The sequence below is a fragment of the Streptomyces sp. DSM 106670 genome, from assembly GCF_055792845.1.
The window spans coordinates 954,707-968,676 of record NZ_CM147704.1; the positions used below are offsets into that span (position 1 = coordinate 954,707).

General features: G+C 70.2%; 10 protein-coding genes and 1 rRNA gene. 7 read left to right on the plus strand and 4 right to left on the minus strand.

The window, feature by feature from the left end; genetic code table 11:
• Positions 1–208: 208 nt before the first annotated feature.
• A 16S ribosomal RNA gene (locus tag ACSMXR_RS04040) occupies positions 209–1,734 on the minus strand.
• A gap of 689 nt (positions 1,735–2,423) precedes the next feature.
• Here ACSMXR_RS04040 and ACSMXR_RS04045 point away from each other — a divergent pair.
• On the plus strand, positions 2,424–2,873 hold the full coding sequence (locus tag ACSMXR_RS04045; RefSeq protein ID WP_103511197.1) for a PTS sugar transporter subunit IIA: 450 nt from the start codon (positions 2,424–2,426) through the stop codon (positions 2,871–2,873).
• Between the two features lie 76 nt (positions 2,874–2,949).
• Entirely contained in the window at positions 2,950–4,620 is a 1,671-nt protein-coding gene (gene ptsP / locus ACSMXR_RS04050) for a phosphoenolpyruvate--protein phosphotransferase (protein ID WP_137235402.1), read from the plus strand.
• A gap of 84 nt (positions 4,621–4,704) precedes the next feature.
• Here the strand turns inward: ptsP and ACSMXR_RS04055 are convergent, their stop codons facing one another.
• Together ACSMXR_RS04055 and ACSMXR_RS04060 are read right to left on the minus strand one after the other, a co-directional pair.
• Positions 4,705–5,652 (minus strand): hypothetical protein, encoded by a 948-nt coding sequence (locus ACSMXR_RS04055; RefSeq protein WP_376186665.1) that lies wholly within the window; start codon positions 5,650–5,652, stop codon positions 4,705–4,707.
• 63 nt (positions 5,653–5,715) lie between these two features.
• On the minus strand, positions 5,716–7,698 hold the full coding sequence (locus ACSMXR_RS04060; protein WP_473171250.1) for an acetoacetate--CoA ligase: 1,983 nt from the start codon (positions 7,696–7,698) through the stop codon (positions 5,716–5,718).
• Between the two features lie 216 nt (positions 7,699–7,914).
• Between ACSMXR_RS04060 and ACSMXR_RS04065 the strand changes: the two genes are divergently transcribed.
• Positions 7,915–10,278, plus strand: a complete 2,364-nt coding sequence (locus ACSMXR_RS04065; protein WP_473171251.1) for a glycoside hydrolase family 31 protein — start codon at positions 7,915–7,917, stop codon at positions 10,276–10,278.
• 42 nt (positions 10,279–10,320) lie between these two features.
• Here the strand turns inward: ACSMXR_RS04065 and ACSMXR_RS04070 are convergent, their stop codons facing one another.
• Entirely contained in the window at positions 10,321–10,884 is a 564-nt protein-coding gene (locus ACSMXR_RS04070; RefSeq protein WP_473171252.1) for an NUDIX domain-containing protein, read from the minus strand.
• Positions 10,885–10,951: 67 nt separating this feature from the next.
• On the opposite strand from ACSMXR_RS04070, the gene ACSMXR_RS04075 reads away from it, so the two are divergent.
• From ACSMXR_RS04075 to ACSMXR_RS04090, 4 genes are all read left to right on the plus strand, one after another.
• On the plus strand, positions 10,952–11,758 hold the full coding sequence (locus tag ACSMXR_RS04075; RefSeq protein WP_473171253.1) for a M15 family metallopeptidase: 807 nt from the start codon (positions 10,952–10,954) through the stop codon (positions 11,756–11,758).
• A 107-nt stretch (positions 11,759–11,865) separates the two neighbouring features.
• On the plus strand, positions 11,866–12,231 hold the full coding sequence (locus ACSMXR_RS04080; RefSeq protein ID WP_103511190.1) for an Mpo1-like protein: 366 nt from the start codon (positions 11,866–11,868) through the stop codon (positions 12,229–12,231).
• An 84-nt stretch (positions 12,232–12,315) separates the two neighbouring features.
• On the plus strand, positions 12,316–12,783 hold the full coding sequence (locus ACSMXR_RS04085; RefSeq protein ID WP_364888178.1) for a Zn-ribbon domain-containing OB-fold protein: 468 nt from the start codon (positions 12,316–12,318) through the stop codon (positions 12,781–12,783).
• Entirely contained in the window at positions 12,780–13,970 is a 1,191-nt protein-coding gene (locus tag ACSMXR_RS04090) for a lipid-transfer protein (RefSeq protein ID WP_473171254.1), read from the plus strand. The genes ACSMXR_RS04085 and ACSMXR_RS04090 overlap by 4 nt, the downstream gene beginning before the upstream one ends.

Below are 13,970 nucleotides of genomic sequence, written 5' to 3' on the forward strand. Positions count from 1 at the left end.
GAAGGACAGCCACAATCGGCCGTACCCTCAGACACCCAACAACGTGCCCGACACGATCAACCCGTTCCCGTTTTCCACGCCGAAGCAGTACTAACGAAACCGTGCTCACCGTGCCGAATAGTCAACGTTCCACCCATGAGCTGACCACCGTCGAACATTTGCCGACGTAGTGGCTCTGGATTCCTTGCGGAATCTAGATGCTCCTTAGAAAGGAGGTGATCCAGCCGCACCTTCCGGTACGGCTACCTTGTTACGACTTCGTCCCAATCGCCAGTCCCACCTTCGACAGCTCCCTCCCACAAGGGGTTGGGCCACCGGCTTCGGGTGTTACCGACTTTCGTGACGTGACGGGCGGTGTGTACAAGGCCCGGGAACGTATTCACCGCAGCAATGCTGATCTGCGATTACTAGCAACTCCGACTTCATGGGGTCGAGTTGCAGACCCCAATCCGAACTGAGACCGGCTTTTTGAGATTCGCTCCGCCTCGCGGCATCGCAGCTCATTGTACCGGCCATTGTAGCACGTGTGCAGCCCAAGACATAAGGGGCATGATGACTTGACGTCGTCCCCACCTTCCTCCGAGTTGACCCCGGCAGTCTCCTGTGAGTCCCCATCACCCCGAAGGGCATGCTGGCAACACAGAACAAGGGTTGCGCTCGTTGCGGGACTTAACCCAACATCTCACGACACGAGCTGACGACAGCCATGCACCACCTGTATACCGACCACAAGGGGGGCACCATCTCTGATGCTTTCCGGTATATGTCAAGCCTTGGTAAGGTTCTTCGCGTTGCGTCGAATTAAGCCACATGCTCCGCTGCTTGTGCGGGCCCCCGTCAATTCCTTTGAGTTTTAGCCTTGCGGCCGTACTCCCCAGGCGGGGAACTTAATGCGTTAGCTGCGGCACCGACGACGTGGAATGTCGCCAACACCTAGTTCCCAACGTTTACGGCGTGGACTACCAGGGTATCTAATCCTGTTCGCTCCCCACGCTTTCGCTCCTCAGCGTCAGTAATGGCCCAGAGATCCGCCTTCGCCACCGGTGTTCCTCCTGATATCTGCGCATTTCACCGCTACACCAGGAATTCCGATCTCCCCTACCACACTCTAGCTAGCCCGTATCGAATGCAGACCCGGGGTTAAGCCCCGGGCTTTCACATCCGACGTGACAAGCCGCCTACGAGCTCTTTACGCCCAATAATTCCGGACAACGCTTGCGCCCTACGTATTACCGCGGCTGCTGGCACGTAGTTAGCCGGCGCTTCTTCTGCAGGTACCGTCACTTTCGCTTCTTCCCTGCTGAAAGAGGTTTACAACCCGAAGGCCGTCATCCCTCACGCGGCGTCGCTGCATCAGGCTTTCGCCCATTGTGCAATATTCCCCACTGCTGCCTCCCGTAGGAGTCTGGGCCGTGTCTCAGTCCCAGTGTGGCCGGTCGCCCTCTCAGGCCGGCTACCCGTCGTCGCCTTGGTAGGCCATTACCCCACCAACAAGCTGATAGGCCGCGGGCTCATCCTTCACCGCCGGAGCTTTTAACCCCGTCCCATGCGGGACAGAGTGTTATCCGGTATTAGACCCCGTTTCCAGGGCTTGTCCCAGAGTGAAGGGCAGATTGCCCACGTGTTACTCACCCGTTCGCCACTAATCCACCCCGAAAGGCTTCATCGTTCGACTTGCATGTGTTAAGCACGCCGCCAGCGTTCGTCCTGAGCCAGGATCAAACTCTCCGTGAATGTTTACCCGTAATCGGGTGCACACATCACGAGAGCGGAACAACCGGTCGGAATAAGACCCGTTGTTCACAGCGTCCTCGCTGTGTAATTGCCTACCCGGTCACCGAAGCGAACCCGATAGGACTTTCAAAGGAACCACCAACCTGCCGAAGCAGGCCGGGGTATCAACATATCTGGCGTTGACTTTTGGCACGCTGTTGAGTTCTCAAGGAACGGACGCTTCCTTCGGTCCCGTTTCACCGGGGCCCTCCGGGCGCTTCCCTTCGTTCTTACGTTTCCGACTCTATCAGACTCTTTCGTGTCCGATTCCCGGTCGAAGCGGGTTCTGCATTTCGCTTCCGAGGAATTCGCTTTCGCGTTTTCCCTTTCGGCGGGTCCGACTCTATCAGGCCTTTTCCGTCTCCCTGACCACGGCCTGCGGGCATGCCGAAGGAAGGAGCAAGGTTAGGATCTGGGCTTGAAAGTCGCCGCCGACCCCCGACTCAAAGTCGCGTTGGGGTCAGGCAGGAGTACGACAGTACAGGCCGCCGGGAGTCGAGGCAAATCGTTTCTGGTGCACCCCTAGGTCCGCCAAGCGGTAGGTCTCGGGCGGAACCGGGACTTCATATGACTTACTCTGCTGAGCAGTACGCCGTCCCCCATCAGTCGCGGCGGCGACACCTGAATCTCCACCCCCTGGGAGGCTCCCCATGACCAACGTGACGTCCCCTCTTGCTGGACGCGCCATCGGACTCACCGCGGTTCCCGACCCGGTCTTCTCCGGCGCGATGGTCGGTCCCGGCACCGCCATCGACCCCGTGCGCGAGCCCTCCGAGGCCGTGTCCCCGGTCGACGGCATCGTCGTCTCCCTGCACCCGCACGCGTTCGTCGTCGTCGACGCGGACGGGCACGGGGTCCTGACGCACCTCGGCATCGACACCGTCCAGCTCAACGGCGAGGGCTTCGAGCTTCTCGTGAACAAGGGGGACACGGTGACCCGGGGCCAGAGCATCGTGCGCTGGGACCCGTCCGCGGTCGAGGCCGCCGGCAAGTCACCCATCTGCCCGATCGTGGCCCTGGAAGCCACCGCCGAATCGCTCTCCGACGTCCGTGAGGACGGGGACGTGAAGGTCGGCGACACGCTGTTCGGCTGGCAGTAGCGCCTCGGGCGCAGTGACGAGCCAGTTGCACAACCACCGCGGTGACTCGGTCGCCGCACAACCGGAGACGGGTGAAATGGAGACAACGCTGCGAGGCGTCGGCGTGAGCCACGGTGTGGCCATCGGCGAGGTTCGGCACATGGGTACGGCGGTGCTGGAGCCGCCGGCCAAATCGATTCCCGCCGAGGAGGCCGGCCGCGAACAGGGGCGTGCCCGGCAGGCGGTGGAAGCGGTCGCCGCCGATCTCATCGCGCGCGGCAACCTGGCCGGCGGCGAGGCACAGCACGTGCTCGAGGCGCAGGCCATGATGGCGCAGGACCCCGAGCTGATGTCCGACGTCGACCGGCGCATCGCTGTGGGCAGCACCGCCGAGCGTGGCGTGTACGACGCCTTCGCCGCCTACCGGGCGTTGCTCGCCAATGCCGGGGAGTACCTGGCGGGGCGGGTCGCGGACCTCGACGACGTACGGAACCGGATCGTGGCGCGGCTGCTCGGTGTGCCGATGCCCGGTGTGCCGGACAGCGACGAGCCGTATGTGCTGATCGCGCGCGACCTCGCGCCGGCCGACACCGCGCTCCTCGACCCGACGCTGGTGCTCGGCTTCGTCACCGAGGAGGGCGGGCCGACCAGTCACAGCGCGATCCTGGCGCGGGCGCTCGGCGTTCCGGCCGTGGTGGCGCTGCCCGGCGCGGGTGAGCTGGCCGAGGGCACGGTCGTCGCGGTGGACGGCAGCACGGGTGAGATCTTCGTGAACCCGAGCGCCGAGAAGCGGGAGGAGATGGAGAGCGCCGCCGCTGCCCGTAAGGCCGCGCTGTCCGCGTCCACCGGTCCTGGTGCCACCTCCGACGGGCACAAGGTGCCGCTGCTCGCCAACGTCGGCGGCCCGGGCGATGTGCCCGCGGCGGTCGAGGCGGGTGCCGAGGGTGTGGGGCTGTTCCGGACCGAGTTCCTGTTCCTGGACGACAGCAAGCAGGCTCCTTCCGAGGAGAAGCAGATCGCGGCCTACCGCGCGGTGCTGGAGGCGTTCCCCGAGGGGCGTGTCGTCGTGCGTGTGCTGGACGCCGGGGCCGACAAGCCGCTGGACTTCCTGACGCCGGCCGACGAGCCGAACCCGGCGCTCGGCGTGCGCGGGCTGCGGAGTCTGCTGGACCACCCCGAGGTGCTGCGTACCCAGCTGACCGCGCTGGCGAAGGCCGCCGAGGGTCTGCCGGTGTACCTGGAGGTCATGGCCCCCATGGTGGCGGACCGTATCGACGCCAAGGCGTTCGCGGACGCGTGCCGCGAGGCCGGGCTGCGGGCGAAGTTCGGCGCGATGGTGGAGATTCCGTCGGCCGCCCTGCGGGCGCGGTCGATTCTCCAGGAGGTGGAGTTCCTGTCGCTGGGCACCAACGACCTGGCGCAGTACACCTTCGCGGCCGACCGTCAGGTGGGCGCGGTGTCGCGGCTCCAGGACCCGTGGCAGCCGGCGCTGCTGGATCTCGTGGCGCTGTCCGCCGAGGCGGCTCGTGCCGAGGGCAAGAGCTGTGGTGTGTGCGGTGAGGCCGCGGCCGATCCGCTGCTGGCGTGTGTGCTGACCGGGCTGGGTGTCACCTCGCTCTCGATGGGTGCGGCGTCCATTCCTTATGTGCGGGCCACGCTGGCCAAGTACACGCTGGCGCAGTGCGAGCGTGCGGCGAACGCCGCTCGCTCGGCCGACTCGGCCGAGGAGGCGCGCAGCGCCGCTCAGGCTGTGCTGTCCGGCGAGTAGCCGAGGCAGGTGTGTTGGACAGGAGGGGCTTTCCGCCGGGTGGTGGGAAGCCCCTCCTGCTGTGTGGTGGTGTTCCCCGGCGTCTCAGTGGTGGGGTTCCGCCGGGTCGGCTCCGATGTCGAACCCCGCGCAGTACTCCACTCCGGACTCCGGGGAGACGGGCTCTCCGGTGTCCGCGTCGGTGCAGTAGGCGTTGAAGACCTCGCCGGCGGTGAGCGGGGCGAGTGCGCCGTGGGCCAGTCGCCAGCCGTGGACGCGGTCCGGGCTGTCGGGGGCGCTGGTGCGCAGGACGACTCCCCCGCGTGATTCGAGGGCGATGGCGACCGCGAGGACGGTGGCGAACTCCGCGCCCTCCGCGCTGTCGAGGCGGGCCGGTCCCTCGGTGTCGCGGTGGGTGTGGAGCACGGCCAGGAGCTGGTCGTGCTCCGTCGGGGTGCTGCACACCAGGTGGTGGGTGCCCGGTCCCGCCGTTTCCAGCAGACGCATCAGGAGGTGGGAGGCGCGGTCGAAGGCCGCGCGTCCGATGTCCTGGCCGCAGTCGGCGCAGTTGCCGAGGTCGGCGAGGAGGAGGGTGGCGTACTCCCAGGTGGCCTGGCGGACCGCGCGGGAGACGAGGACGGGGATGAGGTCGCTCAGGCGTTGGCCGGTGTAGGTGACCGTGGCTCCGGCGGCGGCGATCTCCGCGGTGAAGCGGCTGCGACTGGCGCCGGTGTCGGCGTCGAGTCCGGATTCGGCGCAGAACTCCGCGTAGTCCTCCGGGTCGAAGAGGGCGACGGTGGTGTGCACGCCCTGGGCCGTGAGCGTTTTGAGCAGGCCCTCGACCTGCTGGAGATAGACGGTGTGGTCGTCGAAGGTGAAGGTGCGGTAGTGCCGCATGGCCGCGAAGTCCTGTGCGTCGGCCAGCAGGCCGATGGTGCTGGGTGCTTCGCGGCGCAGCGTGCGTCGCATGGTGGTGGCGTGGCTCGTGCCGGGCTTCCGGTCGTGTTTCGGGTCGTGGGTGGAGCTGTGGTCGGTGTGGTCGGTGTGCGCCATGTGTCCCCCTGTGCGCGGTGAATCCTTGCTCACTCAGCGTAATCAGGGGGACTGACAGTGGTGTTACGCGCGGCGACTCGCGGCCAGTTCGGCGTAGAAGTGGAGGAGGTCGAGGTTGTCGACGGAGCCCGGGTTGACCGCCTTGGCCAGGTCGGTTCCCTGGAGCAGGCGCTTGACCGGAACCTCGATGCGCTTGCCGGTGAGGGTGTGCGGGATGCCGGGGACCTCGATGACCTCGTCCGGTACGTGGCGCGGGGAGAGGTTCTCGCGGATGGTCTGCTTGATCGCCGCGCGCAGGTCGTCGTCGAGGGTCGCGCCTTCGGCGAGGTGGACGAAGAGCGGCATCCAGTAGCCGCCGTCGGGTTCTTCGAGGCCGATGACGAGGGATTCGCGGATCTCGGGGAGCCGTTCGACGGCTTCGTAGATGTCGGCGGAGCCCATGCGGACGCCCTGGCGGTTCAGGGTGGAGTCGGAGCGGCCGTGGATGATCACCGAGCCGCGGTCGGTGATGGTGATCCAGTCGCCGTGCCGCCAGACGCCGGGGTACATGTCGAAGTAGCTGTCGTGGTAGCGGCTGCCGTCGGGGTCGTTCCAGAAGCGGATCGGCATGGACGGCAGCGGGTTGGTGACGACCAGTTCGCCGACCTCGCCGGTCAGCGGTTTGCCGGCCGGGTCCCAGGACTGGAGGTCGGTGCCGAGGCAGGGGGCCTGGAGCTCGCCGATGTGGACGGGGAGGGTGGGGACGGCTCCGGCGAAACAGGAGCAGACGTCGGTGCCGCCGCTGACGGAGGCGATCCAGAGGTCGCCGGCGACCTCGTCGTGGAGCCAGCGGAAGCCGTCGGGCGGGAGCGGGGAGCCGGTGGTGGCGACGCACTGGACGCGGGAGAGGTCGAAGTCGCGGCCGGGGTGGATGTCCGCCTTGCGGCAGGCCATGACGTACGCGGCGGAGGTGCCGAAGAGGGTGGCGCCGGTCTGTTCGGCGACCCGCCACTGGGCGCTGACGTCGGGGTAGCCGGGGCTGCCGTCGTACAGGACGACGGTGGTGCCGGTGAGGAGGCCGGAGACGAGGAAGTTCCACATCATCCAGCCGGTGGAGGTGTACCAGAAGAAGCGGTCCTCGGGTCCGAGGTCGCAGTGCAGGCCGATCTGCTTGAGGTGTTCGAGCAGGATGCCGCCCTGGGACTGGACGATGGCCTTGGGCAGGCCGGTGGTGCCGGAGGAGTAGAGGACCCACAGCGGGTGGTCGAAGGGGACCTGTTCGAAGACCGGCTCGGTGTCGGCGGAGGTGAGGGCGGCCCAGGCGAGCGCGCCCTCGGGGGCGTCGGTGCCGAGCAGCGGGATGTGGACGACGGCGCGCAGGGTGGGCAGTTCGCGGCGGAGTTCGGCGACGGTCTCGGTGCGGTCGTGCTCCTTGCCGCCGTAGCGGTAGCCGTCGACGGTGAACAGGACGACGGGCTCGATCTGCTGGAAGCGGTCGAGGACGCTGCGGGCGCCGAAGTCGGGGGCGCAGGAGGTCCAGACGCCGCCGACCGCGGCGGTGGCGAGGAAGGCGACGACGGCCTGCGGGATGTTGGGCAGGTAGCCGCTGACGCGGTCGCCGGGGGTGACGCCGAGGGCGCGGAGTTCGGCGGCGAGTGCGCCGACCTGGCGGCGGAGTTCGGCCCAGCTGACGGGGAGCTGGGTGTGGGTCTCGTCGACGTACAGCAGGGCGGGGGTGTCCGCGCGGGACGGGTCCTCGGCGGTGCGCAGGGCGTGTTCGGCGTAGTTGAGGGTGGCTCCGGGGAACCAGGTGGCGCCGGGCATGGCGCGGTCGCCGAGGACGCTCTCGTACGGCGTGGAGAAGCGGATGTCGAACCATTCGGCGACGGCGCGCCAGAAGGTGTCGAGCTCGTCGACGGACCAGCGGTGCAGGGCGGCGTACCCGCCGTCGGCCGGGGCGCCGTACCGGGTCGCGGCCCAGTTCTGGAAGCGGGTGACGGCCGCGGCCTCGATGCGGTCGGGGCCGGGCTGCCAGAGCGGGGCGTCGTCGGGCGTGGCTGCGGTCATGAGGGCTGCTCCCTGGCTGTACGGGTACGCGGGGTGGGCGTCGGCGCGCACGGGCTGGGGTGTGCGCGTGAGCGGCTGACACGGACGATGCCATGTGATCGTCTTCGGCACCAGGGTGGCCCCGCCGTGAGGAGCTCGGTCGCTTTCGGGCCGGAGCGGGTGAACGGGAGTTGAACGGAAGGTTCTGCGGGTCGGGCGGGTGGCAGGGTGTGCGCCATGGACGGTCGTGACCTGGTGCGTCGGGTGAGGTTGGTCGGTTCGGTGCGGGGGCTGCGCACCGTGCGTTCGGCGTGGCGGCGCCGGTCCGCGGACGCGGCGGCGTTGCCGGCGCGCGGGGCGGAGCGGGCCCGGGTGCCCGGTGCGCTGACGGGTGCGGAGCCGGGGCCCGGCGGGGGTGTGGTGCGGTTCGCCCGTTCGGAGCTGCGGATCCGGGTGTCGGTGGGCGGTGCGGTGTTCTGGGCGTGGGACGGGGCGGAGCCGTTGCCGTCGTACGCGGTGCCGGGCGAGGCTCCCGCGCCGGATCCGCGGGCGGTGCTGGAGCCGGACAAGGACGGCGGCTGGCAGGTGGTCTCGGAGCGGCTGACGGTGGTGGTGTCGCGGACCGGGTCGGTGGAGCTGCGGACACCGGGCGGTTTGCTGCTGCGCCGGGAGCTGCCGCCGCGCTGGTGGGAGCCGGTGGGCGGGGGGCCGGTGCGGTGGGTGCAGCGCTCGGAGGTGCCGGCGGACGCGCGGTTCTTCGGGCTGGGCGGCCGGGCGGGCGGGCCCCGGTTGCGGGACGGGGTGTACGGGCTGTGGAACACCGATCCCGGCGGGCGTTTCGGTCCGCAGGACGATCCGCTGTATCTGACGATGCCGGTGCAGGTGGTGGTGTCGGACGCGGGGACGCATCTGGCGTTCCACGACAACAGCTGGGCGGGGCGGGTGGTGCTGCGGGAGGGCGAGGAGGGCGCCGGCTCGGGGCATGACCGGCCGGGTACCTGCGAGGTGCGGATGGAGGGTGGTCCGCTGCGCTGCTGGGTGGTGGCGGGGACGCCGGCCCGGGTGCTCCAGGGGTGGACGGCGCTGACGGGTGCGCCGGCGCTGCCGCCGTCCTGGGCGCTGGGGCCGCAGCACGCCCGGTGGGGGTTCGGCGGTGAGCGGGAGGTGCGGCGGGTCGCCGCCGGGTACCGGGAGCGGGGGCTGCCGCTGTCCGTGCTGCATCTGGACATCGACCATTTCGACGGGCACCGGGTGTTCACGGTGGACCGGGAGCGGTTCCCCGGTCTGCCTGCCCTGGCGAAGGAGCTGCGCGAGGACGGGGTGCGGCTGGTGTCGATCGTGGATCCGGCGGTGAAGGCGGAGCCGGGCGACGCGGTGTTCGACGCGGGGCGGTCGGTCGGTGAGCGGGGTGCGTATGTCCGGGACGCGCGGGGGCGGGTGGTGGTCGGGGAGGTGTGGCCGGGGGCGTCCGTCTATCCGGATTTTACTGATCCGCTTGTGCGGGATTGGTGGGGATCGCTGTACGAGGAGCGGCTTGCGCAGGGCTTCTCGGGGATCTGGCACGACATGAACGAGCCGGTGTCCTTCGCGGCGTTCGGGGATCCGTCGCTGCCGCGTTCGGCCCGGCACGCGCTGGAGGGCGCCGGTGGTGATCATCGCGAGGCGCACAACGTGTACGCGCTGGCGATGGCGCGGGCGGGCTATGAAGGGCTGCTCCGGTTCCGCCCGGAGGAGCGGCCGTTCCTCTTCTCACGGTCGGGCTGGGCGGGGATGCAGCGGTACGGGGGCACCTGGTCCGGTGATGTGTCGACGGGGTGGCCGGGGCTGCGGGCGTCGTTGTCGCTGGTGGTGGGGCTCGGGCTGTGCGGGGTGCCGTATTCGGGTCCGGATGTGGGCGGGTTCGACGGGTTCCCGTCGCCGGAGCTGTATCTGCGGTGGTTCCAGCTGGGGGCGTATCTGCCGTTGTTCCGTACGCACTCGGCGACCGGCGCGGGGCGGCGGGAGCCGTGGGAGTTCGGGCCGGAGGTGCTGGAGCACGCGCGGGCGGCGCTGGTGGAGCGGGAGCGGCTGCGCCCGTACTTCGTGACGCTGTCGCACGTGGCGCGGCTGACCGGTGCGCCCTATGTGCGGCCGCTGTGGTGGGGTGCGCCGGGCGACCGGTCGCTGCGGGAGTGCGAGGACGCGTTCCTGCTGGGCGACGCGCTGCTGGTGGCTCCGGTGCTGGAGCCCGGGGCGCGGCGGCGGGCGGTGCGGCTGCCCCGGGGGCGGTGGTACGACACGGTGACCGGGCGGGCGTACGAGGGTCCGGGCCAGGTCCTGGTCGACGCTCCGCTGTCCCGGGTGCCGGTGCTGGCGCGGGCGGGCGCGGTGGTTCCGGTGCGGGGTGCGGACGGCGGGCCGGAGCTGGAGGTGTGGGCGCCCGCGCCGGGGCGTACGGGCGGCGGGCTGGTGGTGCGGGACCCGGGCGACGGGTGGGCGGAGCCGGAGGTCGAGCGGTATGTGACGCGGTGGGAGGGCGACCGTGTGGTGGTGGAGCGGGACGGCGCGGAGGGCGGGGTGGACTGTCCGGTGCGGGTGCGGGGGGTGGTGAACGGGCTCTAGGGCCTCCGGGGGGACGCCCCCTTCTCCGTAAGCCCCGGTTCCTCAGCCGTGGCGCCCCGCGAACCAGGCGTCGGCGGCTTCCGTGTGCAGGGGGAACGCCAGGGGGCGCGGGCTGTACAGGATGTCGTAGCCGGACGTCTCGTCGGTGGGGGTCGAGGGCGGGAGGCTCGCGAGAGGGCGGGCCGGGAGGAGGCCGAAGACCAGGAGGTGGCCGCCGGTGTCGCTGAGGGCGTCGGCGAGGCGGACGTCCTGTGCGGCGGCCTCGATGCCGGTCTCCTCGCGCAGTTCGCGGGCGACCGCGTGACGCCAGTCCTCGGCGTGGTCGATGAACCCGCCGGGCAGGGCCGTGCCGCCCTTCTGCGGTTCGATGGTGCGGGTGATGACGACGAGGCCGGTCGAGCGGGGGCCGATGACGGGGAGCAGGGCCACCGCGACGGGAAGCGGGTTGCGGTACGCGGTGGTTCCGCAGCGCGTGCAGGTGCGGGGCCAGGCGTCCGCGGAGGGGAGCGCGGTGTACGGGGCTCCGCAGGTGCCGCAGTGGGAGTTCCGTACGTACCGGGGCGGCTGCGGGGCGGTCGGGGAAGGGCTGTCGCCGGGTTCGGACACGGGCGGACTGTATCGGACCGCCCGTGTCCTTTCCCGCGGGGCGCCCGAGCTGATAGACGGTGTGCCCATGACAGGAATGCGTACCGCTCTCCGCGCCCTGGCCGCCACGGCCGCCGCCCTCCTCGCCGTCACCGCCCTCTCCCCCTCGGCACAGGCACGCCCCGAACCGAAGGCTCCCGAGGAGTTCGTGGCGCTGCGTTCGGTGGATCCGACGATCATCCAGGAGATGCGCTACACCACGGCGCACACCTTCATGGGCGAGCGGGTGGACGGATACCGGCAGCCCGTCTGCATCCTGACCCGGCCCGCCGCCCGCGCCCTGCACTTGGCGCAGAAAAAACTGCTGCGCCAGGGGTACTCGCTCAAGGTGTACGACTGCTACCGGCCGCAACGGGCGGTGGACCACTTCGTGCGCTGGGCGAAGGACCTCGACGACCAGGCGATGAAGGAGGAGTTCTATCCGCTGGTCGACAAGGACCGGCTCTTCGAGGACGGCTACATCGCCGAGAAGTCCGGGCACAGCCGGGGCAGCACGGTGGACCTGACCCTGGTGAGGCTGCCGGCCCTGCCGACCAGGCCGTACCGTCCGGGCGAGCGGCTGACCCCCTGCTTCGCACCGAAGGGCGAGCGCTTTCCCGACAACTCGCTGGACATGGGCACGGGTTACGACTGCTTCGACACCCTGTCGCACACGGACGACCCCCGGATCCAGGGGCCGCAGCGCGCCAACCGGCAGTTCCTGAAGCGGACGTTGACCGAGGTGGGGTTCGTGAATCTGCCGGAGGAGTGGTGGCACTTCACGTACAAGCCGGAGCCGTTCCCGGACACCTTCTTCGACTTCCCGGTGCACCGCCGGTCGGTGGGCAGGTCCTGAGGAGAACGGGCGACCGGGACCACCCCCGTGGGCTCCGGCCGCCCGTTCTTCATTTCGGACGCGAAAGGGGCGTGTTCGGTTGCCGATCGGGCGACTACGGTGCCCGTATGTCACAGCAGACGTTCGATTCGTACGAGGAATTCTGGCCGTACTACGTCGCGATGCACTCCCGTGCCGCCACTCGCTGGGTCCATCTGACCGGCACCCTGACCGGGCTCGCGATCTCCGCCTACGGGCTGGCGCGGGGCCGTAAGCGCTATCTGGCGGCCCTGCCGCTGATCGGGTACGGCACCGCGTGGCCCGCGCACTTCCTGATCGAGAAGAACAACCCGGCCACGTTCGGGCATCCGGCCTGGTCGCTGCGCGGCGACGCGCAGATGATCCGGACGATGCTCGCGGGCCGGGACGCGGAGTTGGCGGAGACCGCGGCGAAGTGGCTGGCCGAGCACGGGGAGGACCGGAAGGACGGCTGAGGCCGAGGGGCCGGACCCCTCGCCGGACGACGGGGCCCGTGGCACACTTCTGACGTTCCGTCAGATCCAGTGTCGGGAGGGGCTTTGTCGCGCACGCGCACACCCGTGGTGGCCGGTTGGTTCACCGAGGACACCGCGGAGGAGGATTTCCGGCTGCTGGGCACCCGCTGCTCCGGCTGCCGGTCGGTCCACTTCCCCCGCGAGGACGACCACTGCCGCAACCCGGCATGCCCCGGCGGCGCGTTGGCGGAGGTGCCGCTGTCGAAGCGGGGCACGGTGTGGTCCTGCACCGACGGGCGCTACCGGCCGCCTCCCCCGTACGTCAGCGACCCCGGGGAGCCCTGGGTCCCGTACACGCTGGTCGCCGTCGAGCTGGCCGCCGAGCGCATGGTGGTGCTGGGGCAGGCCGCGCCCGGGGTCGGCGTGGGCGATCTGCCCGTCGGCTCGGTGGTGGAGGTGGTGCCGGGCGTCCTGGACGAGGACCGGGCGACGGGCACCGTACACACGACCTGGCACTGGCGGCCCGTACCGGCGGGCGGGGACGCCTCATGAGCGGCGACGTGGCCGTCCTCGGGGCCGGGATGCACCCGTGGGGCAAGTGGGGGCGCGGCTTCGTCACGTACGGGCGGATCGCCGCACACGCCGCGCTCGCGGACGCGGGCATCGGCTGGCCCGAGGTCGGGTCGGTGGTCGGCGCGCAGACGGTGCGCGGGGGCTATCCGGGGTACGTGGCGGGGGCGACGTTCGCCCGGGCCCTCGGGTGGCAGGGGGCGCGGGTGGCGTCCGTGTACGCCGCGTGCGCCTCGGGGGCGCAGGCCATCGACACGGCGCGGGCGCAGATCCTGGCGGGACTGGCGGACGTGGTCCTGGTGGTGGGGGCGGACGCGGCGCCCAAGGGGTTCTTCGCACCGGCGGGCGGGGAGCGGCCGGACGATCCGGACTGGCTGCGCTTCCGGGTGCTCGGGGCGACGAACCCGGCGTACTTCGGGCTGTACGCCCGCCGTCGTATGGCGCTGTACGGGGACACGCCGGAGGACTTCGCGCTGGTCAAGGTGAAGAACGCGGCGGCGGGGGCGCTGAACGAGTTCGCCCGCTACCGCAGGCCGGTGACGGCCGAGGAGGTCGCCGCCTCCGCGATGGTCGCCGATCCGCTGCGGCTGCTGGACATCTGCGCCACGTCCGACGGGGCCGCCGCCCTGGTGCTGAGCAGCATGGAGTTCGCGCGGCGTCGGGGGGTGCGTGATCCGGTGCGGATCCGGGCGGTCTCCACGGTGACGCCGACCTTCCCGAGGACCGTCCTGGATCTGCCGGACATCGGCACGGACTCGGCAGTGGCCGTGGACCCGTCGCCCGAGAGCTTCCGGGCCTCGATCGCGCGGACCGCGTACGAGGAGGCGGGGATCGGGCCGGAGGATCTTTCGCTGGCCGAGGTCTACGACCTGTCCACCGCGCTGGAGTTGGAGTGGTACGAGGACATCGGGCTGTGCGGTCCGGGCGAGGGGGCGAAGCTGCTGCGTTCAGGGGCGACCGGGCCGGGCGGGCGGGTTCCGGTGAACGCGAGCGGCGGTCTGGCCTCGTTCGGCGAGGCGGTCCCGGCCCAGGCCATCGCGCAAGTATGCGAGCTGACGCGGCAGTTGCGGGGGCAAGCCGGGGAACGGCAGGTGCCGGGGGCGCGGGTCGGCATCACGGCGAACCAGGGGCTGTTCGGGCACGGCTCGGCGGTGGTGGCGGTCCGCTGA

Coding starts and splice junctions, on each gene's coding strand:
- ACSMXR_RS04055 (WP_376186665.1), bottom strand. CDS start 5,652: ATGGCGCACACCGACCACACCGACCACAGCTCCACCCACGACCCGAAA.
- ptsP (WP_137235402.1), top strand. CDS start 2,950: ATGGAGACAACGCTGCGAGGCGTCGGCGTGAGCCACGGTGTGGCCATC.
- ACSMXR_RS04080 (WP_103511190.1), top strand. CDS start 11,866: ATGTCACAGCAGACGTTCGATTCGTACGAGGAATTCTGGCCGTACTAC.
- ACSMXR_RS04045 (WP_103511197.1), top strand. CDS start 2,424: ATGACCAACGTGACGTCCCCTCTTGCTGGACGCGCCATCGGACTCACC.
- ACSMXR_RS04075 (WP_473171253.1), top strand. CDS start 10,952: ATGACAGGAATGCGTACCGCTCTCCGCGCCCTGGCCGCCACGGCCGCC.
- ACSMXR_RS04060 (WP_473171250.1), bottom strand. CDS start 7,698: ATGACCGCAGCCACGCCCGACGACGCCCCGCTCTGGCAGCCCGGCCCC.
- ACSMXR_RS04065 (WP_473171251.1), top strand. CDS start 7,915: ATGGACGGTCGTGACCTGGTGCGTCGGGTGAGGTTGGTCGGTTCGGTG.
- ACSMXR_RS04090 (WP_473171254.1), top strand. CDS start 12,780: ATGAGCGGCGACGTGGCCGTCCTCGGGGCCGGGATGCACCCGTGGGGC.